The 25,588-nt window shown below is 35.1% G+C and carries 23 protein-coding genes; 12 read left to right on the top strand and 11 right to left on the bottom strand.

Annotation, left to right across the window (positions count from 1 at the left end):
* Window positions 1-107: 107 nt before the first annotated feature.
* Window positions 108-662: an NADPH-dependent FMN reductase gene (locus tag IC221_RS00900; RefSeq protein ID WP_188167165.1), complete on the top strand. Its 555-nt coding sequence runs from the start codon at window positions 108-110 to the stop codon at window positions 660-662.
* A gap of 68 nt (window positions 663-730) precedes the next feature.
* On the opposite strand, the gene IC221_RS00895 is transcribed toward IC221_RS00900, so the two are convergent.
* Complete coding sequence (locus IC221_RS00895) at window positions 731-3,877, bottom strand: PAS domain S-box protein (protein WP_188167164.1); 3,147 nt, start codon at window positions 3,875-3,877, stop codon at window positions 731-733.
* 179 nt (window positions 3,878-4,056) lie between these two features.
* Between IC221_RS00895 and IC221_RS00890 the strand changes: the two genes are divergently transcribed.
* From IC221_RS00890 to IC221_RS00860, 7 genes are all read left to right on the top strand, one after another.
* Window positions 4,057-5,862, top strand: a complete 1,806-nt coding sequence (locus IC221_RS00890) for an SLC13 family permease (RefSeq protein ID WP_188167163.1) — start codon at window positions 4,057-4,059, stop codon at window positions 5,860-5,862.
* A 73-nt stretch (window positions 5,863-5,935) separates the two neighbouring features.
* On the top strand, window positions 5,936-6,703 hold the full coding sequence (locus tag IC221_RS00885) for a sulfite exporter TauE/SafE family protein (RefSeq protein ID WP_188167162.1): 768 nt from the start codon (window positions 5,936-5,938) through the stop codon (window positions 6,701-6,703).
* Between the two features lie 278 nt (window positions 6,704-6,981).
* Entirely contained in the window at window positions 6,982-8,532 is a 1,551-nt protein-coding gene (locus tag IC221_RS00880) for an AAA family ATPase (RefSeq protein ID WP_188167161.1), read from the top strand.
* Window positions 8,522-10,009 (top strand): VWA domain-containing protein, encoded by a 1,488-nt coding sequence (locus IC221_RS00875; protein WP_188167160.1) that lies wholly within the window; start codon window positions 8,522-8,524, stop codon window positions 10,007-10,009. The genes IC221_RS00880 and IC221_RS00875 overlap by 11 nt, the downstream gene beginning before the upstream one ends.
* Before the next feature lie 186 nt (window positions 10,010-10,195).
* A complete protein-coding gene (locus IC221_RS00870; RefSeq protein WP_188167159.1) occupies window positions 10,196-10,759 on the top strand; it encodes a glycoside hydrolase family 73 protein in 564 nt (187 codons plus the stop codon).
* Between the two features lie 205 nt (window positions 10,760-10,964).
* On the top strand, window positions 10,965-12,521 hold the full coding sequence (gntH, locus tag IC221_RS00865; protein WP_188167158.1) for a guanitoxin biosynthesis MBL fold metallo-hydrolase GntH: 1,557 nt from the start codon (window positions 10,965-10,967) through the stop codon (window positions 12,519-12,521).
* Window positions 12,522-12,596: 75 nt separating this feature from the next.
* A complete protein-coding gene (locus IC221_RS00860) occupies window positions 12,597-13,004 on the top strand; it encodes a hypothetical protein (protein ID WP_188167157.1) in 408 nt (135 codons plus the stop codon).
* A 58-nt stretch (window positions 13,005-13,062) separates the two neighbouring features.
* Here the strand turns inward: IC221_RS00860 and rnpA are convergent, their stop codons facing one another.
* The 8 genes from rnpA to IC221_RS00825 all read right to left on the bottom strand — a co-directional run bounded on the left by rnpA (window position 13,063) and on the right by IC221_RS00825 (window position 18,090).
* Window positions 13,063-13,485, bottom strand: coding sequence for a ribonuclease P protein component (gene rnpA, locus IC221_RS00855; RefSeq protein ID WP_188167156.1), 423 nt, complete (start codon window positions 13,483-13,485; stop codon window positions 13,063-13,065).
* A gap of 148 nt (window positions 13,486-13,633) precedes the next feature.
* Window positions 13,634-13,756, bottom strand: coding sequence for a hypothetical protein (locus IC221_RS29725; protein WP_255515979.1), 123 nt, complete (start codon window positions 13,754-13,756; stop codon window positions 13,634-13,636).
* Between the two features lie 49 nt (window positions 13,757-13,805).
* Window positions 13,806-13,964 carry a 50S ribosomal protein L34 gene (gene rpmH / locus IC221_RS00850; RefSeq protein ID WP_188167155.1) on the bottom strand — a complete coding sequence of 53 codons (159 nt, stop codon included), beginning with the start codon at window positions 13,962-13,964 and terminating at the stop codon, window positions 13,806-13,808.
* Window positions 13,965-14,585: 621 nt separating this feature from the next.
* A complete protein-coding gene (locus IC221_RS00845; RefSeq protein ID WP_188167154.1) occupies window positions 14,586-15,221 on the bottom strand; it encodes a LysE family translocator in 636 nt (211 codons plus the stop codon).
* A gap of 245 nt (window positions 15,222-15,466) precedes the next feature.
* The gene (locus tag IC221_RS00840; protein WP_188167153.1) at window positions 15,467-16,081 is read right to left on the bottom strand and encodes a deoxynucleoside kinase; all 615 of its coding nucleotides are present in this window, start codon (window positions 16,079-16,081) and stop codon (window positions 15,467-15,469) included.
* Window positions 16,082-16,354: 273 nt separating this feature from the next.
* Window positions 16,355-16,978, bottom strand: a complete 624-nt coding sequence (locus IC221_RS00835) for a deoxynucleoside kinase (RefSeq protein WP_044208064.1) — start codon at window positions 16,976-16,978, stop codon at window positions 16,355-16,357.
* Between the two features lie 44 nt (window positions 16,979-17,022).
* Entirely contained in the window at window positions 17,023-17,652 is a 630-nt protein-coding gene (locus IC221_RS00830) for a deoxynucleoside kinase (protein WP_188167152.1), read from the bottom strand.
* Window positions 17,653-17,811: 159 nt separating this feature from the next.
* The gene (locus tag IC221_RS00825; RefSeq protein WP_188167151.1) at window positions 17,812-18,090 is read right to left on the bottom strand and encodes a hypothetical protein; all 279 of its coding nucleotides are present in this window, start codon (window positions 18,088-18,090) and stop codon (window positions 17,812-17,814) included.
* 603 nt (window positions 18,091-18,693) lie between these two features.
* Here IC221_RS00825 and lpdA point away from each other — a divergent pair.
* The 3 genes from lpdA to IC221_RS00810 all read left to right on the top strand — a co-directional run bounded on the left by lpdA (window position 18,694) and on the right by IC221_RS00810 (window position 22,445).
* Window positions 18,694-20,100, top strand: a complete 1,407-nt coding sequence (gene lpdA / locus IC221_RS00820) for a dihydrolipoyl dehydrogenase (protein WP_188167150.1) — start codon at window positions 18,694-18,696, stop codon at window positions 20,098-20,100.
* A 355-nt stretch (window positions 20,101-20,455) separates the two neighbouring features.
* Window positions 20,456-20,899 (top strand): hypothetical protein, encoded by a 444-nt coding sequence (locus tag IC221_RS00815; RefSeq protein ID WP_188167149.1) that lies wholly within the window; start codon window positions 20,456-20,458, stop codon window positions 20,897-20,899.
* Window positions 20,900-20,987: 88 nt separating this feature from the next.
* Entirely contained in the window at window positions 20,988-22,445 is a 1,458-nt protein-coding gene (locus IC221_RS00810; RefSeq protein WP_188167148.1) for a hypothetical protein, read from the top strand.
* 76 nt (window positions 22,446-22,521) lie between these two features.
* Here IC221_RS00810 and IC221_RS00805 read toward each other — a convergent pair whose 3' ends face one another.
* The gene (locus IC221_RS00805) at window positions 22,522-23,034 is read right to left on the bottom strand and encodes a DUF2480 family protein (RefSeq protein WP_188167147.1); all 513 of its coding nucleotides are present in this window, start codon (window positions 23,032-23,034) and stop codon (window positions 22,522-22,524) included.
* Between the two features lie 30 nt (window positions 23,035-23,064).
* Window positions 23,065-24,018, bottom strand: a complete 954-nt coding sequence (locus IC221_RS00800; RefSeq protein ID WP_188167146.1) for a hypothetical protein — start codon at window positions 24,016-24,018, stop codon at window positions 23,065-23,067.
* 221 nt (window positions 24,019-24,239) lie between these two features.
* Between IC221_RS00800 and IC221_RS00795 the strand changes: the two genes are divergently transcribed.
* Window positions 24,240-25,433 (top strand): murein hydrolase activator EnvC, encoded by a 1,194-nt coding sequence (locus tag IC221_RS00795; protein WP_188167145.1) that lies wholly within the window; start codon window positions 24,240-24,242, stop codon window positions 25,431-25,433.
* The last annotated feature ends 155 nt before the right edge of the window (window positions 25,434-25,588 follow it).

Below are 25,588 nucleotides of genomic sequence, written 5' to 3'. Positions count from 1 at the left end.
GACAAGTTCTCTCACCTCTCCTTCACCCTGCTAAGTTTTGTTAGTAAAAGTGCTTGTTTTTAGAGAAGGTTTCATAAATTAAAATATACTTTTAAAACTCAATAAAAATGAAACTAGTACTACTCTCTGGAAGTGTAAGAGATGACAGACAATCTCATGGTGCTGTACTTTATATTGCACAAAGGATGAAAGAACAATTTTCACTCAATGTTGAAGTGGTTGATCTTAAAGAATATGCACTACCTCCTCTGACCAACACACTACATGATGACTCTCCTGAAAACGTCAAAAAACTGGGGAAAATCTTAGATGAAGCCGATGGTATTTTATTGGCATCTCCTGAATACAACGGTAGTTTTTCTTCTGCTTTAAAAAACGCCATTGATTTCTTTCCTAAAAGTACTTATCAAAAAAAGCCTATTGGCGTAATCAGTATTTCAGCAGGCCCTTTGGGTGGTATAAGAGCTGCTCAAGCGATGCAACTCCAAGTATTAGCATTGATGGCTTATCCTATTTATAGAATGATGACGGTAGCTAATGTGCAAAATCAAGTAGATACAGAAGGGATTATATTGAACCCAGATTTTGAAGATGCTGTTGATATTTTTGTAGAAGAATATTTATGGTTAGCAGAGGCTATTGTAGAGAAAAAGAAAGGTTGATATAAAAAAGGGAAGATCTAGTATTCACAACACTAGATCTTCCCTTTTTCTTTTTATGATGTAAATTACTAAGCAAACATCACCAATATTCTATGTGTATTTTCTTGGAATAATGGTACTGAAAGTAGTAACCTTTCTTCTCCTTTCAATTTTAAGGACTCTTCTAAAAGAGATGCATTCTTAACTGATTGTGTTATTTTCTCCTTTTGAGATTCTGACAAGAAATCAGGCACATTCAAGATCTTAGTAGCACTAATATTTAGTGCTTGAAAAGCCAAGTTATCCGCCTCTATTTTACCATCTTCATCCAATAATAAAGAAGGAAGAGACAACTTATCAATCCACTCGTTAGTGGACAAATCGATTTCCTTATCTTGGAATATTTGTTCTAAGACTGCAAAACCACTTTCTTTATTGCTCTCATTTTGCTGCATTCTAAAAAGTGTGTTTTTCGTTTTTTGACGCTCAATCTGTCTTGTCAAACCTTGTTCACGCTCTACTCTTTCCGTTACATCAAAAATGATAAAAGTAAACTTGACAGGTACATCCTCATTGAAGACAGCTCTCACGCTAGTTTCTCCCCATAATGCTCCTTTCCTTGTGGTATAATATTCCAACGTTCTAATCTTTACATTTTTCTCCGTGTCATCGGCTAATAATGTAGAAATAACAGATTGGTATGAAGTGGTCACCATATCCGCAATAGGCTGACCTATCAGTGACTCTTGGGATTTACCGGTCCACTCTTGTACTTTTTTATTTCCTGATAGAATTCGGCCATTAAGATCCACCTCCAAAATCATAGACATCCCTTCCAGAATCGCCGTTCTTGACGCTACTTCGTTCTTTAATAATTTTAGAGATTCAGATTCTGTTTTCAATTCTTTTTTGATAAAACGTTCTTCTGTTTTATCAACCATAAAAAGTGTTACTTTCTGAACGTCTCCTGATAAGTTTTTCAATGGAAATAAATTAACCTCCATCGTTCTCACATGTCCTTCTCTCGACATAAAGTTGAAGGTAGCCACTGCATCTGTCCCTGCCTTGATATCTCTTAGAATCCTCTTGAAAGATCTAATTTCTTTCGCATCTTCAAAAAGTTCTACTAATGCTAAATTTCTATATTCTTTTCTTCTATAGCCTAGTACATCAGTAAAGCTATTATTTGCCGATTTAATTTTACCGTCTAAATCAAGATCCAAAACTGGAAAATGCATTCCAAAAGCATGTAACCTCTCGGAGTGAGTGAGGTCCTTTGCTTTTTGTTCTGTAGTAAATTCGGCAAATTGAATGATTTTATAAGGTTTTCCATCCAATCCAAAAATTGGGTTGTATGTACCGTTCATCCATATTTCTTGCCCTCTTTTGTTAATTCTACAATATTCACCAGAGATATAAGAACCATTATTTAAACTATCCCATAGTAACTTATAGCGCATGGAATTAACTTCTTCAGAAGGGACCAAAACTCTCTCATACTTTCCTGTTAGGTTTTCTAGTTTATAGCCCATTACAGAAAGATACATTTCGTTTGCTGTCAAGATTCTTCCTTCTAAATCAAACTCAATAATTGCCATTGTTTTACCAATAGCGTCTAGAATATTTTTATTCAGATTTGATTCCTTAGAAAGTTCTTGAAGTTTTACATTCAATTCATCTTGGAAACCTTGCATTTCTTTAGTCTTGGAAAGCAATGATTCTTCTTTATTCTTCAAGTCTTCATTGACCTGCATTGACTCTTTTAACAAACGGCGAGTATTCTCATTCATCATGTAAACGGCAATTGCAGATGCGAATCGTTCACAAGCGGCGTTAGCATATTCTTTTTCATGAGTTGCCAACTTTTTGTAAGAAGCAATTTCTACCGCACCATACACTTCATCCGATCCATGTACGACTGGAATAATGATGATACTTGTAGGTGCCGCTTCTCCTAAACCAGACGAAATGGCTGTATAATGATCCGGTACATCCTCTACATAGATATATTGTTTCTCTAACATGACCTGTCCAACAAGGCCTTCGTTTGTTGAGATTTTCTTTTGAGGAAAACGTTTCTTCCCGTAAGCATAACTGGCCACCTGATTCACAACTTGGTCACTACTTTGATCCAATCTTAAAAAGACCCCTCCTTGAAGTGCTCCAAGGTGTCGGGTAACAAATCTTACAAAGGCAAAACTCATGTCCGTAATGGAATCAAAATGTTCTCCATTTAATGTTTCTGTCGTTTTTGCCAGACCTTCCGTAATCCACTTACTCACAAACTCCTCATTGGCCAGCTGCATTAGAGTGTTACGTGCTTTTTCATAAGACTCTTCAAGCCTAGGGTTTAACCCGTCGGTATTTGCCTCAAAATCTTTTTCCCCTAAATGCTCAATCATTTTTGTGATGCGTTCAAAATCATCTTCCAAATGATTCACCTTTTCCTCAATCACGTTGATATCAGAAACATTTTCGGCACCTTTCTCAGAGGTGAAATATTCTAAGTTTTTTCTTAATAAGTTCATTGGCACCAACAACTTATTTCTAAAGAAAGCACCCTGAGAGATCAAAAGGATCACACCAATAACTACTAAGAGGCCATTAAAAACTAAATTGGTAGATTTTGTGCGTCTAATGTTTTCCTCTAAACGAAAACGTGTTTCTCTATTATGTAAGAGTAAAGAAGAATTTCTTCTCTCTAAAAAATCTAATGCTTTGCCTACAACATCACTTCCTTCGCCCTCTTCTACCATTTGAGTTTTTGTTGCAAAAAAACCAGATGATCTTCTTCCATATTGTAGTTCTTCTACAGTGGAATTTGATTTAATACTTGCATCCCACATAATATCAATTTGAGCATAATAATCTTCAAATCGTTTTCGGTACAATTCCAAAGCATGGGATAAATCATCATCACCAATTGTCGTCAATATTAAAAAAGATTGTTCATCAGAAGATAACATTTGGGTTCCGTTCTCCATCGCATTGATTTGAGATAGTACCTTATCTGCTTCTTGTTTTAGTCCTAATAATGTTTTTCTATCATCAGTTCTGTAATATTCTCTTGCGTGAAAAGGGAAATTGGCAATCTTGTATTCTTGGTTTAAAAGAATCTCTGACACCTCTCTTTTTTCTGCTTGTGAAGACCTCAAGAAAGAAACAAAACTCATCAGTAGTAATAAACTTACTACCACAATAGTTGCTGTACCTCTGAATTCTGGGCTTACTCTCATATTTTATATCTCTAAAAAATAGGATTTTTTCCTATATGAATTTAATATTTCAAATCAAGTGATTACATTACTTCTTGAAAAAGCATTTTTTTTTAATCTTTATCAATATTTCGTTGATAATCATCACTTTTTTCTAATCTCTAAAAGTCTATATTGGTTATAACCTATAACCCAAATCTATGCCTAAGTTTCTACATCCCATCCTATATATAAGTCATTATTTACCTCATGAAGTAGAAAAGTGGATTGTCTTAATCACGGTTTCTTTAGTTGTTGTAGGACTCTTGAAAGAACGTATTAAACCATCGTTACTTTTCTTTATGGGGGTCATGGTGCTTTTAGTCACCGGAATAATTTCCGCAAACGACATTCTGCACTCCATGAGTAACCCTTCAATAGCTACAATCATTGTGCTAGTTATTGTTACGACTAACCTTTATCATACCTTTAATTTAGAAGCTATTTTGGATAGAATGATAGGTAAATCTAAAAATCCAAAATTCTTTTTACTTAAAGTCATTTCATTTGCAGCTTTTCTCTCTTCATTTACCAATAATACTCCTGTTGTGGCCGGCCTCACTCCTTATGTCTACAACTGGTGTAAAAAAATGGGAGCACATCCTTCTAAACTATTAATACCTCTTTCTTTCAGTACCATTTTAGGAGGTATGATTACAATTATCGGAACGTCGACCAATTTAGTACTTAATGGTTTTATAGAAACGAACAACTTACCCCTTTTAGCCTATTCAGACTTTCTTTATTTAGGTATTTTAGTGACTTTTTTAGGAATACTCTATTTGGTTACGATTGGATATAATCTACTTCCAGAGAATAAAGAGGTTTTTGATGATGCAAAAGCCATTGCTCCTGAGTACTTAATGGCACTTGAAGTACATAAGTCTTCTAAAGTAATCGGTAAAACAGTCGAAAATTCAGAACTTAAAAAGTTTGAAGGTGCTTATTTAATTGAGGTACACAGAAACGGAGAAGTCATCACTCCAATCCCCGAAGACTATACCTTCAACTATAAAGATCAGCTGATGTTCATGGGACAAACCGATAACATCATGAATATCATCAACTCAGGACTTGGTTTAGATGTGCCTAATCATGAAGATGATTCTGAAATTGTGGAAGCTGTAATTCCTGCCAACTCCTTTTTAGATGGGAAATACATTAGCAAAATCAATTTCAAAGAGAAATATGATGTTGAATTGATCGCTATTCATAGAAATGGTCAAAAAGTAACAGGCGAATTAGAAAATATAAGTCTTCAGGCGGGTGATATGCTTCTTTTATCTGCAGGTGACACTTTCTTTTCTAATATGAAGTCGTATAAAGAATTTTACGTGTTATCCACTATTGAAAGTCAAAGACCTGTCGTAAAAGATATGAACAAAGCCATCTATCTTGGTGTCTTAATGGCCATTGCTTTCTCGGTAGCTTCAGGTATTATTTCAATTCTTACGGGAGCAATTCTTGCGTTCGCAGGTTTACTTATGATTAAAGCCACCACCTTTAATGCTGTCAATAAAGAACTTGATCTAGACCTTATCATTCTACTCATGTCTGCCCTTACTCTAGGAGATGCCTTTATCTCATCTGGAGCATCCGAAATTGTCAGTAAAATGTTCATTACGATCTTTTTACCTTTTGGCGTTATTGGCGTTCTTATTGGGTTATTCTTAGTAACCGTTTTACTCACCTCATTTGTCACCAATGTTGCCGCCATTTCCATTGTTTTTCCAATTGCATACTCTGTCAGCGAAATGCTAATGCTACCAAGTACTCCATTCTTTGTGGCTATCGCTTTTGCTGCATCTGCTGCATTTTTAACTCCTGTCAGCTACCAGACAAATTGGATAGTTTATGGTCCTGGAGGATATAAAACGAAAGATTTTATGAAAGTTGGACTTCCATTGATGGGGATCTATTGTACTACCTGTATCATTTTCATAATACTCTACTATCAATTATATTAGAGCTTCGGTGGAGAGATCATTTTATGTGCGATGAACAAATCAACCTCTCTTTTTATAGCCTATTTTTATCATAATGGACGAGCAGGTTTACAAATACATTTTTTGGTTTGTGGTATGTTGTTTTTCTTCTGTCATTACATCAATCTCAGGTGGAGGCGGTATGCTATCATTACCTGCTTTAATTTACTTAGGTTTACCAGATGCATTTATCTTGGGAACAAACAAAGTGATTCTTACCACCGCCTCAATTACGGCAACCTTTAAATACCATCAGAAAGGGTTATTAAAAATCAACCGACAATTAATCATAGCTTGTTGCATTTCCTTGGTTATGGCTATTTTTGGTGCTGAACTCAGTAAAATGATGAATGCTAAATTCATGCTTTATCTACTCTTAGCCATTATCCTGTTTCTATTTCTACTCGAATGGTATAACCGAAAACACCCCAAACCTGAAGGGAAGTATGATGATAGTGTACCTTCTAAAGTAGTTTTTCCTACGGCATTCTTTATTGGTCTTTACAGCGGCTTTTTTGGGCCTGGTACAAGTGTCATTTGCTTTTTTATTCTTTCCTTCTTTAGTAACATACCCGTTATGGTCAATGTCGCCTTTTCAAAAAGCCTTGCCATGATTTCATCAACAGCTGCTTTATCTTTTTTCATGATGGAAGGGTTGGTTTATTGGGATTATGGATTAGTAGGAATTGTGGGGGCTTTTACTGGAAGTTGGATTGGAGCAGAGCTTGTGATGAAAGTAGACCCCAAAAAAGTAAAAGCTTTTTTCAATGTCATTTTAATTCTATTTCTCATTAAAACTTTATACGACTTAAGTCAGTATTAAATGCATCAAGAAACGTTATTCCTTCAGTTTTAACGAAATCCAATAAAACATTCTACAAAAAACATTTTCTCTAACAATTTTTAATTAAACAACATTAAAAAAGTAGCTTTTATCATATTCTAGTACTCTTTCAATTTCTAAATTTCTCGCCATAAACAGTACAAGTTTCCTGATTTGTAGAAAAAAAACTATAAATTAAGAGGCCCTTTTAACGCACGCATAAATAACGCATGTCGTTTTTATCAGAATCGATTATATTTTATCTCATAGAATAACAGATGGACGAACTCTCGAAAGTAGCTTTTGATGTAAGAAAGCGCTCTAAGAAACTACTATCCTTATTGGGAGAAGATCTTCATGAAAAAGAAGATGTTCTGTCACTTGCTTTGCTAAGTGCTATTGCTGGCGAAAGTATTTTTATGCTAGGCCCTCCCGGTGTAGGTAAAAGTATGATTGCTCGCCGTCTGAAATATGCCTTCAAAGGTGGAGATTCCTTTGAGTATCTGATGAATAGATTCAGTACTCCAGATGAAATCTTTGGTCCTATTTCCATTTCAAAATTAAGTAAAGAAGATAAATACGAACGTCTTACAGACAACTATCTTCCTGGTTCTTCAGTGGTTTTCTTAGATGAAATCTGGAAGGCCGGACCGTCCATTCAAAATGCGTTATTGACTGTTTTGAATGAAAAAGTATTTAGAAATGGCGAGCAGGAAATTGAGGTAAAAGTTCATGCACTTCTTTCCGCATCCAATGAGCTTCCTGCCAAAGGTGAAGGACTTGAAGCAATCTGGGACCGTTTTTTGGTCCGCGTGTATGTCGATAGAATCATTGATGAACAGAAATTCTTTGATATGATCACTTCTTCTAAACTAACCAATCCGGTAGTAAGAGAAGAATTGAAATTTGATGAAACAGAAGTAGACAGTTGGAGTCCGTTAATTGATTCTGTAAAAGTGCCTTTGGAAGTACTAAGCGTGATTTCCATCGTTAGAAAATACATCGAAAGATTTAATCAATCTACCGGTACTGAAGTAGAAAAGAACATTTATGTTTCTGACCGTAGATGGCATAAAATTGTGCGTCTGATTCGTACTTCTGCTTTTATGAATGGTAGAGAAAGAGTAGATCTTTCAGACTGCTTCTTGATTGCTAACTGCATTTGGCACTCTCCTGATCAAATCGATATGGTGAGACAATGGGTGACAAGAGCCGTACAAAAATACGGTTGGAGTGCAAAATATAGTATGGAAACGGTTCGCTCTCAATTAGAAACTTTCACCAATGATGTGGAAGATCAGACGAAAGAAGAGAAAGAACTGTACATGGAAGCTCCTACAATTGTGGATGGTGAATACCATATCATTGAAGGCTTCTCAAGCATGAACAATAGGATCCTTGCAGATGATTTTGCCATGTTAGGAAGAGGTTCATCTGAGGTGAATTTATATACCAATACAGGTAGAAGTGAAAGTTTTACTATCGGAAAGTTCTCAGATACTGAAATCGAAGTAAGACTTGGGCACGACTACCACAAGTACAAATTGAAGTCTTCTAAAGAGCATAGAATTGGTAAAGTCTCTAAGTCGATTACTGAAGACGTTAGGGAACAATTAAATAAAGAAGCCAATTTACTATTAAAGTACCTTGATAAAATTTCACATGAAATCGAAGAGGTAAGACATAGTAGAGAAGAAGGTGTGGGCAAGAATATTTTCCTTTCAGAAAACTGGAGATCATTGATTGACGAAAGTTTAAATGACTTATGGAAACTGGTCTTGAACTACAAACTACAAACCGAAAAATTAAAACGAAGCTATGGAGGCTAGAACATCATTTGAGGAGATAGAAAAATTTAAAATGTTTTCTTCCTTGGGTGAATCTGAAGATCGTGAGATTTTAGCCACATACCTTTCAGAAATTGCCAAGGGTCATACGCCTGAGATCTTAAATTCAAATTTCTCAGATATGGCCCTTGGTTATAAAGAAGTCATTGATGACATCCTCGATACTCCCGGTCTAAGAGATTCTATTCAAAGACATACCTCATTGCGTGAGCATGTCATCAAAGAGATTGTTACGCATATAGAAGAAATTGCTGAAAGCACTTCTGAAGTTCCACAAATCGAACGACAGAAAAAGCGACTAAGTTTACCTTTTGGTATGCGCTCAGGCAATGCAAAAGGAGACAAAGGGCATAGTTCCAAAGGCGTGATGAATAAGCTGATGGAAACGATGCGTAAAATCTTAAGTAGTAAAACGCAAAAGAGACAGGATAAACTCCGCCAGAAGTTAAGTGAGAACGCCAGTAAGTTTGATAAATCTCAGCATTTGGTCAGTCAACTGATGGATCACCTTGGACTTGGTTTCGAAAAAGCGAAAGGTCAATGGCAACATACAGGCTTTGAAGTCTTATCTCGTTACGATAGATTACTTGAGGACGAGGAAATGCTTAAAGAACTGGTAGAACTGTTAGGTCGATATGCGAGCGCAGAGTTGGAAGAGGAAAAAGAACAGCTTGAAGAAATTACGATCAAACCGTTCAGAAGAACTTTCACTCATGGAAGAGAATCCCTAATTGGCGTACATGAAAGTGATGACCTTTCTCAAATCCTACCTGCTGAAGCCGCACTTCTTGGAAATGAAGATACAGAACTACTTTTCTATAAAAAGTTTGTGGAACATAAGTTGCAAACTTTTGAGTTGAAGGCTGAAGACCGTCCTCCCCAAAAGGATGAAGGAAAAGAGACACAGAAAACAAGTACAAAAGAAGAAGTCATGGGACCTATGATTTTGTGTATTGATACAAGTGCTTCTATGCTTGGAAAGCCAGAACAAATTGCAAAAACCTTGTGTTTTGCAGTCATGAAACTGGCTCTTGAAAATAAAAGGAAATGCCTACTTTTCTCTTTTGGTGCAACAGAAGATGAGATCAAAACGATTGACTTAAGTAATCTTCATCATGGGCTAGAACCTCTCATTGAGTTTTTATCAATGTCATTTAGTGCAGGAACCAATGCAGGCCCTGCCTTGCAAGCTGCCATTGAAAAAATGCAATCTGATGATTACAGAAAAGCCGATTTAATGCTAATTACAGATGGTAAAATTCCACCTTTAGAAACTTCGGTCTTACATAAATTGAGAAAGGCACAATCGAAAGACAGTAGGTTTTTTGCCGTTACATTCGGTCCTGAAAATGCTCCTGAACTAAAACCCTTTGACGTAGTTTGGAAATATAGAGCAAGTAGAAAGGATAGTTTATTGGAGTTTGCTAAAAAAATCAAGAAGTTCAGACGTAAAAAATAATAAGCTTTACATCAATCACTTAACACAAAGTACTAGTGATTGAAATTGCAACGTAGAAATAATATTAAAAATTGTAATACTTTTGTAGTCTAGTGATTTCCCCTTATCACTAGACTTTTTTTATAATAACTAAGTGAAGCATGTGGAACTAATACACACCTGCTTATATTACTGCACCACAATTTTATGACTACATCTAAGAAGATGTTTTTGATGTTAGTTTTATGTTCGATTATACTTACTTCATTCTCAAAAAATAGAGAACTAAATCAGAAACAAAATTTTGCATTTGAACAACCAAACCAGCTATATACTTACCGAGAGTATGTAATCTCTTATGGATACTATGCAGTAGAAATCATGAAAGAATTTAAGATTCCTGCTAGTGTTATTTTGGCTCAAGCCATGCTTGAAACTTCCTTTGGTAAAAGTAAACTTTCTCAAAAATCCAACAACCACTTCGGTATTAAATGTGATAACACTTGGCATGGTAGCAGTGTACAACATTCAGACGATGAACAACAAGAGTGCTTTCGTGCTTACCCAACGGTAAAAGCATCTTTTCAAGACTATGGAAAATTCATTTCTTCAAGACCTTGGTACTTTCACTTGTTTAAACTCGAAACAAATAATTATAGAAAATGGGCGGTGGGTTTACACGAAGCAGGCTATGCAACAGACCCTCAATACAGTAATAAAATCATTGATTTAATAGAAAGATATCAGCTTTATCAATTGGATGAGATGTAAAATCTAATTGTTAAAGAGTAATAATGTTAGTTTAATATGAAACTTATTTAAAATTTAACCGTTTGGTTAATTATCTCACTTAAATTATGACTCCGATACAGATTAGGAAAGAATACTTCCCTAATTATCAGTCATTAAACCTATAATTTAACCATTTGGTTAAAAATGAAAATTAAATAATAAATTACCGTCATATACTACAATCATGAAAAATAAAATATTGCTACAACTAGTCATTTTAAGCATTAGCTTTATCCCATTTATCAATGCACAAGACGATCAAGGTCCAAATCAATACAAAGGTGATTACAAAGGAACTGGTACCAAAGCTGCTGGTTATGTTAATAATAAAGAATCTGTTGTTACTGAAGATATCAATGATTTAAAAAATCAACAAGATGTTTTCCAAACGGATACCACTCAATTAAAAGTTGCCTTAACGGCTGGTCTTCCATTAGGAAGATGGAATGAAGGATTAATGTTTGATGGAATTGCCCCAATGAGTCATATGGTATCAGCAGCCAATTGGTACCCCAACACAGAAGATTTACTAGAAGATGAGATTCGTATCATCTTCATGGGATCCTCCCCAATGATTAGACCAGGACAAGCCAATACTTCTATTCTAATACAGTTTGGAAATGGAAAAAACCTTGTATTTGACATTGGAGAAGGATCAGTTGCCAATTTTGTTGGGGCTGGATTGGCACTCAACGAAATCAATGATATTTTCTTGACTCACCTTCATGTAGATCATTACGGTGCATTGCCTTATGTATATATGTTTGGTGCTTGGAACGGCCGTTGGAATGAACCATTAAGAGTCACTGGGCCTTCAGGATCTGAACCGAAATATGGTACGGCACACATGGTAGAAGGCATGAAAATGATGACCGAATGGCATAGAGACGCCTTTGATGTCTTCCCTATTGGTAGAGGTTGGGAAATTGAAGTGAACGAGTTTGACTTTACTGATGATGGTGGTATTGTATACGACAAAGATGGAATAAAAGTGATCCACTGGCAACAAGCGCACTGTAAAGATGGAGCTTCAGCTTATAGAGTAGAATACAAAGGAATGTCTGTAGTGTTCTCTGGTGATGGTAGACCAAATAAATTGACTGCTAAATATGGTAAAGATGCGGATGTATTAATTACAGAGATGCAGGTAGAAGTTGTGGCGATATCATCTCAAGTTTACGGTGTTCCTGCTGTTCTTACTAGATATACAATTGATACGCACCACAACCCCGCTTACGCAGCCGGTAAACTATACAGTGATGCCAACCCTAGGTTGGCCATGGCAACACATACTACCGATGATTTATATGCTAATAATGAAATGGTAGCAGAAGTAAGAGAACATTATAATGGACCTTTCCATTTTGGGTTTGATGGTGTAGTTGTGAATGTAACGAAGGATAAAATTTGGGTAAGAGATGGGCAAATACCTGATTATCCAAACGCAACACCTCCACAAGCTGGATCTCAAGTTGCTGAAAATGGAGGTATGGTTGTACCTGTACCAAGAAAGAAAAGAGAAGACATGCAAAATCAGTATATCAGAGATATGCAGTACAAACCAGAAGAATACTATCCTGAAGGATACCAACCTGAGTTGACTTACGTGTGGCCTTCTGATAAACCCATCTTTGTTCCTACAGAAAAAATTCCCTCTTCAATGAAGAGAAGAAGAACAGATTTCGATAAGGATGGAAACTTCATCAAAAGTAGAGACTATAAGCTCGATAATGTAGAATAGCAAAAGCAGTCTTACACCAATTTATTTATCCATCAGGTCAGTCTACAAAAAAGGCTGACCACTAATTAAAAAATCATGAAAAAAATCCTTTTTACTTTCGCCTTCTTCCTTTTCAACACCCTTTTATTCGCTCAAACCAAAGAACAAGCCATCATAGCGTTAAGAACTGAAGAACATACAAAGGTTTCCATAGAAGAAAATACAGTCATCTTCAATGATCATTTTGGAGCTTTAGAAAATATAGAAAGTTATGAATACCTCGCACTAGAACTAGCAGAAGGTTTATACCATCAAATGTCAGATCAAATGTTTACTCCTTATTTCAATGTTCTTTTTAGTGAAGGGTATGTTTATAAAAATATTATTGACTGCAAAAACGGTATTACTCTCAACCTTAATGCAAGTCCTGAAGGAATCGGTGTTAAGATCACAAAGTATCCTGAAGGAGTAGTAGCAGATGAATATTATGCTTTTAATGAATGAAGATTAGGTAGTTTTTAGCTTATTGAATAAAAGACTCGGAAGGTTTCTGGGTCTTTTTTTATGCTTCACTATCTGTATACTGTTCCTTTAATCGGTAAAGAACTGCTTTCATTTTTCTTTCGATAAAAGCGTAGGGTTCCTTTTTTCTAGAAACATAGACAAAAGCAATGCTCTCTATTCTTGCATTAGGATTTTCAGCCATAAGAATGCTTTTATTCAAGCGATAGCTCTCTCTTAGCTGTCTTTTGATCCTGTTACGGTCAGTGGCATTTTTAAAGCCTCTCTTAGAAACTGAAAATAAAACTTGAGGGGGAACTGAAGCCTGTTCTAAATCATCTGATAAAGTATAGTACACCTTGCAAGGAAACACAAATACGGATTTCCCTTTCGCAAACATTTTGTTAATGCTGCTTTTACTTTTTAGATGTTCACACTTGGGGAAAGTGGCATTATCAAAAGTTGGTGTTGATGACGGCTTCATAAAATTTTGGATAAAAAAAAAGTGAAGGTTCGATGCAGTTGCTGCCGCCGAACCTTCAGCTTTTATTTCTTTGTGCGGGCTTCCGCGGGGTACTATCTGAGCACCCCGCAGAGACGCTTAGATAAAAGCTGCAAGACATTGGTGTCAATTATGCGTTAGCGGCAGCTTTTTGTTTTTTAGCAACAAGGCGCTCAGCTTTTTGAACTTGGCCTTTGTTGTAACTCAATTTGTCTTGATTTTTCAAGATCTTTTTTGCGATACGAGTTTTCATCACATTAATTTTTTAGTGTTCTGAAACACACCCTACTTTAGGGTGCTATCTACGCCTTGTGTTTTCTAGAGTCAGAAACTGTAAGGCTCTTTCTTCCTTTTTTTCTTCTTGCTGCAAGAACGTTACGTCCGTTTGCTGAAAGCATACGTTGACGGAAACCATGCTTGTTTCTTCTCTTGCGGTTCGAAGGTTGAAATGTTCTTTTCATCGTACTATGTAAGATTAGAATTTTTCGGCTTGCAAAAGTAAGCATACTTCTGCTAAACTACAAGCCGAATTTAGCTGACTATCACTATATTTCCATGAATTACATTAAAATTTCAAAAGTATTAACAGCATTAACACTTAAATAGTGCCTCGAAAGGCGTTGAAAATCAAATTTTCAGTCTATAAAAATGTAATGACTATCAATGATATACCTTTAAAAATCAACCCTATAACTAGTATAGTATTCTTTGTAAAAATGGATACATCAGTAAAATTCGCATGCAAAGATACGGTTTTTATTAATCTTTCCCTCTTTATTCCCTATTAATTCTCAGAAAGAAGAAATTATTCACAATTAATCTGTCTCATTTACAGGATTCTACAACTTATCAACATCGTTTTAATGCAGTTTTTTTATTTTTATCAGTTTTTCCACTCATTTTATTCACACATATGTTGATAAATCAAAGATTTTACACAACAAAACCTATCATTCCACAAGTTATTCACAAAATCAACCTCTAAGTATGATCGATTTTGAGTAATAAAAAAGAAATCAACTTGATCTTTACCTTTTGATAAAAAAGATATTCACATCTATGAAATAAAATTGAGGATAAAATTATTTTTTAGAAAACGCCACTTTCAATCCCATCAATACAAATACAACACCTGCACCTTTATTCATCCATTTCTTGACGGTGCTATTTCCTTGAATTTTTGATGAAAAAGTTGAAGCTAAAAAAGTCAATAATAAGAACCATAAAATGGCAATTCCTGCATATACAATTCCCAACAATAAGAAAGGTATTTTATCTTCTACTGCTGAAGGTGCGATAAATTGAGGGAAAAATGAAAGGAAAAATAAGGCAACTTTAGGGTTGAATAATGTCGTCATGATACCACTTGTAAAATGTTTCCTTCTCTTCATTTCAATATTCGATAAAGCCACATTATCATCCTCTGTTCCTTTGGCTATAATACTTTTAATACCCAAATAAATAAGATATGCTGCTCCCAAATACTTTACAATCATAAAAGCCATCGCAGACTGAGCTAGAACCCATGAGAGCCCTACAGCAGCAAAGAAGGTATGAATGAAAACACCTACATTAATACCTAAAGTAGAGAACACTCCAGCAATCTTCCCTTGCGTAAGCGACTTATTAATAATAAACATGGTATCTATCCCTGGAGATGCTATAAATAGAAATGCGGTAATGATAAATGCCTCAAAGTGCACGATTCCTGTATTCATAATTTTGGTTATGTTATTAGTTAGCTAATAGTTTGATTGATTTAACTAAATATAAATAAAAACTGGTTCAAGTCTTAAGCTGTAAGCGTGACTTGGACCTATTTTCTGTAAAAAGTCTGAAGACTTTTAGATCTACCTTATCGTTTTTCTATCATCCAACAGACTTGTCTTTGAAAAACGGGAATAAAAAAAGGCCTTGATTTTATAATTAAAACCAAAGCCTTCTTCAAAAATATTTTCTAGATCTACTTTTCGACACTCAACATATTGTCAATCTTATCCACAATCTTGTAGAAATCTGCATTTTCTTCTACAAAATCATGTTCTGACATTTTGATTCTTAAAAGTGGTCCTTCATAAGCATCAATCCATTCGTTATAAAGTTTATTGAGATTGCTCAAATACTCTTCTGGAATGGTTTGTTCATAGCTTCTGCCTCTTTTTTGAATTTGAGTTATCAAGCGATCCAAGTCAGTATCTAAATAGATTAATAGATCAGGCTTTGGTAACTGGGAGGATAAGGAGGAAAATAATTTCCAATACGATTCAAAATCCCTGTCGTCCATCTGGCCTGACACATGCAAATTTTTAGCAAAGATATGAGCGTTTTCATCAAAAGAGCGATCTTGAATAATTGGCTTACCATAAGCATTAATATCCAACATCTGCTGAAAACTATTATCTAAAAATCTCACCTGAGCATGAAAAGCCCAACGCTTCATGTCCTGATAAAAATCTTCTAGATAAGGATTATCCGCAGTACTCTCAAACTCAGCTTTCCATCCGAAATGTTCAGAAAGCATTTTTGTTAGAGTAGTTTTCCCTGACCCAATATTCCCTGCTATCGCTACGTATTGCATATTTTTTTGATCCTAAATGGGGTAGTTTAATAGAATTGATTGATTTTTGGACAAACAAAAAGTGTCTGTTACTGAAATAACAAACACTTCTTATTTATTATCTCATTCAGCTATTGAACTATTAAAAATCGTGATTTTTGGATTTATTTATTTAGCCTACTCTGCGTTAGAATATCATCACGTAGCTTAGGCTATGCTCTTCAATTCTGCTTTGATTAGACTAAAAAATAATTATCCAACTTATCTCAATTTTAAATACTCAACAGCTTAAGATTAAACGCGTGCTTTTGCCGCTTGTAACTCCGCATCGATGTTGGCCACAATCTGATCAAAGTGTGCCTCATTTTCTACAAAGTCTAAATCTTCCATCTCAATGACTAGTAGCTTGCCTTTATCATAGTTGGAAATCCACTCTTCGTAAAACTCATTCAAACCTGTTAAATAGGCTCTTGAGATACTTTGTTCATACTCTCTACCACGTTTTCTGATATGATCCAGCAATTGTGGTACACTTGTTCTCAAGTAAATCAAAAGATCTGGAGCGGGTGCATGATCTGCTACAGATGAAAATACATTTTGGAAGACCTCGTTGTCACGGTCAGAAAGATGTCCATCTTGATTTAACTGACGAGCAAAAATATGAGCGTCTTCATAGATAGATCTGTCTTGAATGATAGGAGTATGTGTTTTAGATACTTCCATCACCTGACGAAAACGACTGTTTAAGAAGTAGATTTGTAAAGGAAATGCCCATCTCGACATATCACCATAAAAATCTTCTAAGTAAGGATTGTCGTCCGCACTTTCATATCTTGGCTCCCAACCAAAGTGTTCTGCAAGTTTACCTGTTAAAGTTGTTTTGCCACTACCGATGTTTCCGGCTATCGCTATATACATACGATAAAAATATTTTCAGATTAAGATTAATAACAAAAAGAGGATTAGACTGTAGCGCCTACATTTTTACGGATACGCATTGCTGATTCAATAGCTGATGCGATTCTCTCGAAATCATTAGGGTTGTTGACAATGTCTACATCATTGACATCTACCACTAATAAACCGCCTTTTTCATAATTGGTAATCCATTCCTCGTACAACTCATTTAAGTTTAATAAGTACTCATCAGGAATAGTTTTTTCATAATCTCTACCTCTCTTCTCGATGTTAGATTTTAATTTTTCAAGATCAGCTCTCAAATAAATTAATAAGTGTGGAGGTGTAGCTTTTGCTTCATATAATTTTGATAAAGCAGAATAGTTTTCAAAATCGCGTTGGTGCATCATGCCAGAACGACGTAGGTTTTCTGTAAATACATACGTTCCTTCATATAAACTACGATCCTGAATTACCGGGTTATCAACAGTTGCGTCTTGAACCTGTTCGAATCTATGGTTTAGGAAATAGGTTTGTAAGTGAAATGCCCATTTCTCCATATCCTCATAAAAATCTTCTAGATAAGGGTTGTTGCTTGTACTTTCATACAGTGCTCTCCATCCAAAACGTTCTGATAATAAACGTGTTAAAGTGGTTTTACCACATCCGATATTTCCGGCTATTGCAATATACATGAAAAATGATTTCTGAAGTAATTGAAGTTTAACTTGCCAATTTTCATTAGCGAAGTCCTGCAAATATATAGTTTTTATAATCGCTTCTTTACCTAAAAGTAGAGAAAGACTGTTAATAACCTATCGAACAATTATTAACGGCTGATTTTCAATATAATGTTATTTAAATATAACGTATAAGAGAGCAAAAATCCCCACTACTACAGCGGCTCTGATAAGGATAGGTTTTCTTTCTGCCTGACGGCTTCTTTCCCTAGAAAAAGAAATACTTCTCCTTACACCTTCAGCACTTTCTTCGTTTTTTTCCTCTTTCTTTCCATACTTTTCATACAGTGCCTTTATTCTGGCATCTCTTTCTTCTTTTTCTGCATCATAGTAACGTGGTGTAAAATCAAACGTCCTGTGTTGCAATAACTTAAAAAATGCTCCTCTTTTCATTCTTATCTCTTTTAATTGATAATTTACCACATTTTCAGCACCTTGGCAAAAAAAATCAATCAATATTGGACAGGTGCCTGTCAGCAAAAATACGCAAACTTATCAGTAATTAATTGATTGATTTTATTTTGTTTAGATACAAATAGGATCTGTTTTATTTTTTTAGGAGGATCCTAGAATGTTTTTATTGAAGGTCAGAAGGAAAGGGGGTGAGAGAAGGTGATCCATGTTGAGATACATGATTCATTATAAAAACAACATTACGGACCATAACACCAACCATTTTTCTTCACTCTAAATTACTCACTCTTACCTAAAATAGTATCATTTCTTTTGTCTAAGTACTTACTTTTAAAATTTTCTCATTCTTTCATTTTAAAGAACTATTAATGACATTTTGATAGTATTACACGCTATTCCCTCTTGATTTTTGATAGAAACACAATAAAATTCCTTTAATAATTTACCCTAATACACTTTAATATGTAAAGTGAACCCCTTATACGTTTTTATTTTATTGCTGAACCTTTATTTTTGTGTGGGAATTTTTACGAAATTGCCGCTCAAACAGAAAACGAAAAATTATATTATAACATTTTAATTATGTCAGCAACAAAATTTGACCTGATCGTCATCGGTAGTGGACCCGGTGGATATGTGGCAGCAATCCGCGCTTCTCAACTAGGTAAGAAAGTAGCCGTAGTAGAGAAAGCAGAAGTAGGCGGTATCTGCTTGAACTGGGGATGTATCCCTACAAAAGCCCTTTTGAAAAGTGGTCAGGTATTCCAATACATTAACCATGCAAAAGACTATGGTATTAATGTAGCAGGTGAAGCTGAAGCTGATTTCTCAGCAATGGTACAAAGAAGCCGTGGCGTAGCCGCTGGTATGAGTAAAGGTGTTGAGTTCTTGATCAAGAAAAACAAAATTGAAAAACTTTTAGGTTTCGGTAAATTAGTGGGACCTAAACAAGTTGAAGTAACTGACGCTGATGGTAACGCTACAGTTTATGACGCTGAGAGCATCATCCTTGCTACTGGTGGTAGAGCAAAACAACTTCCGCATATCAAAATTGATGGCGAAAAAGTAATCGGATACCGTCAAGCAATGACATTACCTGAGCAACCTAAGAAAATGGTAGTGATGGGTTCTGGTGCTATCGGTGTTGAGTTTGCTTATTTCTATAACTCAATCGGTACTGAAGTAACTGTAGTTGAATACTTACCTCGTATCGTACCTAACGAAGATGCTGACGTTTCTAAAGAATTAGAGCGTAACTTCAAAAAGCAAGGCATCAACGTAATGACTAACGCTGCTGTTCAAACTGTGGACACTTCAGGTGAAGGTTGTGTAGTTAAAATCACTGACAACAAAAAAGGTAAAGAAACTACTATCGAGTGCGACGTAGTGCTTTCTGCTGTTGGTGTGGAGACTAACCTTGAAGGTATCGGTTTAGAAGAAGTTGGTGTTGCTCATGACAAGGGTAAAGTTTTAGTAAATGATTACTACCAAACTAACATCCCTTCTGTATATGCAATTGGTGATATCGTGAAAGGACCTGCTTTAGCGCACGTTGCTTCTCACGAAGGTATTATCTGTGTTGAGAAAATCGCAGGTTTATCTCCAGAGCCAATGAACTACGGAAACATCCCAGGTTGTACTTACACTGTTCCTGAAGTAGCATCAGTAGGTATGACTGAAGAGCAAGCAAAAGAAGCTGGTTATGAAATCAAAGTGGGTAAATTCCCATTCTCTGCGTCAGGTAAAGCATCTGCTGCAGGTCATAAAGAAGGTTTCGTAAAAGTAATCTTTGATGCGAAATATGGTGAGTGGTTAGGTTGCCATATGATCGGTTCAAACGTTACTGAAATGATCGCTGAAGCGGTTGTTGCTCGTAAATTAGAAGTAACTGGTCACGAAATCATCACTGCGGTTCACCCTCACCCAACATTATCGGAAGCGGTAATGGAGGCTGCTGCCTTAGCGTATGATGAGTGTATCCACTTATAAGATATAGATTTGATCTTTAAGAGATCAATTTCTAAAAGCCATCAAGGACGAAAGTTTTTGGTGGCTTTTTTTATAATCTCAGATTCTACCATCTTCTCTACCCTAAAAAATGACCTCTTTTCAACGGAAATCACATCATTTAAAATCCACTGTTCTCTATCTTTTGAATTAAAAAAGAGATTAATTCTACTAAATATTCTCATCACTAAGTATTAATTGATTTATCTGAATAATAATTTGTAGTAAAAAAAGAATTATAAAGCATTTTCTTACATAAAATGTAGCTTTGCCTCGTGAACTATTTAAGGGTAAAAGCCATTTACAAAAACATACCCTTTATAATTAAAACTGTATCATGAAAACACTATCACTATCAATTATCTTGACTTTCGTTTCTTTATTGAGTGCTCACGCACAAAACAATATCACCCAAGAAGCTTTCGATGTTTACTGGAATTCTTTAAGTGAGGATAACAACATTTACTCACAACAAAAAATTGAACAAGAAAAGCAAGAAATTCAAAAAATAAGAAAACTAATTCAAGAGAGTATCCGACAGGAACTACAAGAAGTTCGAGAACTTAGTAGTGACCTTATCACCAATTTTGCTGTAATTGAAGACCTTTTCAATCAAGAATTTCAAAAGCTTGGTCTTTCTTACACACACTACGCCAACAGTAAACAGAAGCACGATATTGCACTAGAAAGTTGGGTAGATGAGCATACTAATCAGATTCTCAAATACAAATTATCACACGCTGAGGAGGAAATTAGTAATTTTTATGATAGAAATCATTAGAATAAAAGTGTAGATAGAGATTCTTCACCTTTTTTATCATTCTGTTGTGAAATATCTTTGCACGAATGTTTATGAACTCTATCTTAAAATGAAAAGAATTTTATCCACGCTATTGTTAACTTTTGTCTCATTATCAATTTTTGCACAATCAGAACAAGAGAAAAACAATGCTCCTGTCGTTGAAAAAACGCCTTATGAAAAATCTGTAGATGCTTTCAAAAGAGGCTTACGATTGGATCTAAATAAAGAGAAGACCTCTTATTTCAAAACAATAATTGGTATTCAAGCATGGTGGAGAGCGGGTGAAACAAACCCTGGTACTACAAATGCATTAACAGGAGAGCCTATCTCTAATTTTAGTGATTTTTCGATGCGTCGTATTCGTACGATGTTCTATGCTAATATTGAAAATAAGTATTTACTTTTTGCCCACATCGGTGCAACGAGTAACGCTACCAATTCTAATATCAACAATAACGTTTATGTTCATGATTTTCAAGGACAAATAAAAATTGCTGATCAAAACTATATTGGTGCTGGTATTCACTTTTGGCAAGGTTTAGCCCGTCTTTCACGTGTGGGATCAAACAACTACCTTACTGTAGATCATCCTTACTTCAACTATCCTGAAGTAAACCGTACGGACGCTATTGTAAGACAAATGGGTGTTTTTGCAAGGGGTAATGTATTAGGTAAATTGGCTTATCAAGTATCGATCAACCAACCAATAATGGGAACGGCTCCAGTAAGTACGCCTACCGTAGGCGGTCTTCCAATGTCAAAAAGTGAGTTAGAAGATGCTTATAACAATAACGCAGCAGGTGCAACTATTGGCAGTACCTACCTTTTAAAACAAAATAATTATAATTATAACGGATATTTCAGCTGGCAATTCTGGGATGTAGAAGCTCAATCTGTTTCAGGTGCAAGTCAGATGAACTACTTCGGACAAAAAAGAGTGTTCAATATTGGAGCAGGTTTCCAATACCAACCAGGAGGAACTGGTACTTATAAAGAAGACATCAATGGAGACATGTACATTCAAGAAAATGACATTACAAAGTTTGCTGTAGATGTATTTTTAAGTACTCCATTAGGTAATAACGGTGCTGGTTTTACAGGATATGCAGTTTATTATAACTACCAATACGGAAATGATTACTTGAGAACTTTACATGTAATGGGTGGTTTTGCAGGGACAGATCCTAATGCTCCTTCTTCACCCCAAGGACCTGGTTTCTCTCAGTATTCTCATGGTACGGGACATATCTTCCATACAGAGTTAGGCTACACATTGCCTAAAACTATTTATAATTCAGAGAAAAAACTTCAGCCTTATGTTGCTGTTTCCTATAAAAATCTTGAAGGCTTAGATGAGACTTCTTTCCAAAGTGATTTTGGTGTTAACTGGGCTATCATTGGTCAGAATGTCAAACTTACAGCGGCTTACCAACTTCGTCCAGTGTATATGATTAATGACCTAGGAAAGAACGTTGTTGATCATCATGCAGGATTGTTCGTGACACAATTACAATTACGTATTTGATTCGTTTTAAGCAATTATAAAAGAGGAGTGAAAAATGTTGGGAAAACTCAGCATTCTTCACTCCTCTCTTTTTACCTTATTTTTTTCTCGGCTTCTTGTAAATTGGTACTGTACTACAAGGCTCGCCATACATGATTGTTTTCGCTATAGGGCGAAGCTTTTCTGTAATATCCACATATGCGGTAACAGGTACATCTTCTTTACTGCACCCTTTTACTACAACAGGTTTATCAATAAATTGATCAGTATCTAATTCTGCTATTGCTTTCTCAAATAATTTTTCTTCTAATCGAGATAAATCTCCGAAAACAATTGTTGAAGCATATTTTTCCAACCTTGTGGTTAAAAGCATATAAGCCCAAGTAGGAATTACGACATCTTCCGAACATGTTATCGCCACATGTTTATCTTGATATTGAGACCAATCGTGTTCCTTTATAAACGCCCGAAAGTCCTTTTCCCTTAAGATCAAACCTTGAAAAAGTTGTTCTTTTATATCAATTAGCACGCGCTCTCCTTTTGCTCGAATATCTTCCAAGTCAAAAGAAATCAGTGCACTCTGTGCTACTCTGTTTACTATTTCATCCATAAATACAAAGTTCTATAGTTTCTATTAAGTCTACAAATTTGCTGAGAGATCTTTCTCATAGAAATCACAGACAGATGCTTCGCCTTTAAAATAAAATTTAAACTTACTCAGACCTTCATTAAGAAATTTACCCTCATTTTCGGAGGAATGCCCAAAATCAACATAAGGCCTTTGATTATCATTTATAATTGACAAGAAAACTGCATCTAATACTTTAAACTCTCTTCCTTTCAAAGAGTTTACAGAATATTGAATTTTACAAACATAAGGAGTTAAAAATAATAAGGCCCCACCCAACATTTCTCCATCTTTAAAACCTCCTATCAACTTAATGTTATCAGGAAAAAGACGCATCAATAATTGAAGTTCTTCTAAAGAATGAGTTGGGTTTACATGATGTCTATCTTTTAAGTTTTGATTCAAAAGATTCCAGAAGGCAGTGATATCTTCTGATGGTAAAACTTCAATTTGATTTTGAAGGGCAATTGTATTGTTTTTACGTCTTGACCTATCTGAAACCAAGGTAGAATCCTTCTTTACAATTGTACTAAAATCTCTTCTCACTAACTTCCAATTATTCATATACAGAGCATAAAGATCTTCTTCTCCTTGCTCCGATTTATAGATATAAGGCATCACTTTGTAGATCATTTTATGAACACTTAAGTTGGCGTAATAGGTTTCAATTAAACCTAACACCGTTATTACCTTTTGAACGAAAGTTCTTCTTTTATACAATAATCCACCAAAGGTAAGCCCTGCATGAGATGAGACGACTCCGTTTGCTATTGAAGAAGGAAAAAGAGCCACAATATTTTCATTTTTGTCTTCTATAATAAGACTTGCATCCGTAAAGCGATCTTTATGATACTCCATAAAAGACCTATGGAAGAAAAAGTGCGGTTGCATACATTCATCAACAAAATTATCCCACTTGTTTCGATCGGATGCAACGTATTTCCTTATTCTAAAATCCTGTTTCAATTGTGAATGATTAATAGAGGTACGATTTTTTATGTACAAGTAAGTACTAAGTACAAATTCAAAATTATTTTATGTAAACTATTTTTGACTTAGTACTTAAAATATTATTTTCAATAAAGATAATAAGTAACCAAACAAAAATAACTTGATCAATTTATTGTCAATTGATGGGTTAAAATTACTTATGGGTTCACTTTTTAGTTCTGCATATAAATCAATTAATGAAAAAAATAGTTTTTATATTTTTAATCACATTTGTTACCCATTCCCTTTTTGCTCAAAAGGATATTAAATTAGCAAAAAACAAAATTGCAAAAACTAAGGCTATTTTAGATGATACCCAATATAAAAAAGAGGCTTCATTAAGTGAACTTAATGACATTGAAGCTCAGATTGAAGGACGTGAACATTATCTTCGTCAAATTCAAAATAGAATCACCGAAGCTCAAAATGAGGAGAAAGAGGCGATTATTGTAGCTGATTCTTTACAAAGAAAAATTGAGTTGTTGAAAGAGGAATATGCTGAACTCGTCTATGCTGCTTATAAAACAGGAGGTGACTTTCAGCAGTTGGCTTATATTTTTTCGAGCGAAAACTTTACTCAGTTTGTACGTAGAGCCAATTACCTTGAACATTATAAGGACGTCAGAAAAAAACAGATCCTAGAAATTGAAAGATCTCAAGAACTTCTGCTTCATAAGAAAGAAGAAATCAAAGCTAGAAATAAAGAGTCTTTTGCTTTACTCGAAGAAGAAAAAGTACAATTGGCTCAATTGAAATCATTAAAAGAAAGACAAACCAAAGTAGTCAGCAACCTAAAACTCAAGGAAAGAGAATTAATAACACAACTTGAAAAAGAAAGAAAAGCCTTAGCCGAACTTCAAAAGCAAATGTTAGCATTGACTTCTAATGTCTCTAAAGAAGGAAATGTATTCGAAAATGAAATTGAAATTACCGATAAAGCGGAAAATAAAATCAATAATGAGAATGTAACGACTACAAGTTTTCAAGAAACCAAAGGTAGTCTCAAATGGCCCGTAGAAGGAGGCATGATCACCAACCACTTTGGAGTTCGACCTCACCCCATTCTATCAGGAGTCACCATCGAAAACCATGGAATAGACCTTCGAGTAAAACCAAATGCTGTCGTTAAAAGTGTTTTCAGCGGGGAAGTAACTGCTGTTACCAAAGTACCCAACCTTCAAAATGTAGTAATGTTGAGACACGATAACTTTTTTACTGTTTATTCTAAATTGAATAAGGTAAATGTAAAAGTGGGTGATGTCATTTCTATTAATTCTAAGCTCGGAAATGCAGGTCAAAATGCAGATGGGACCTATGAGATTCAATTTCAAATATGGAATATGGATGGAGAAAAATTAGATCCGGAGGAATGGTTGAGTAAAAAAGAATAGAAAATAAATACATCAAAAAGTAAATCTACTCGGATAGAATACCGCTTGATCTTTGAATAGTGAAACTCTACAAATAAAGGTGGATTAGATTACACTATAATTTATTTTTTAGCATTCTTTTTTAGATATTTATTTACGCATTTACCTTTATTAAT

It is taken from the genome of Flammeovirga sp. EKP202, from assembly GCF_014534745.1.
Classification (GTDB): domain Bacteria; phylum Bacteroidota; class Bacteroidia; order Cytophagales; family Flammeovirgaceae; genus Flammeovirga.
The sequence above is the reverse complement of the archived record's forward strand: the minus strand, read 5'-3'. Positions and strand labels throughout refer to the sequence as shown.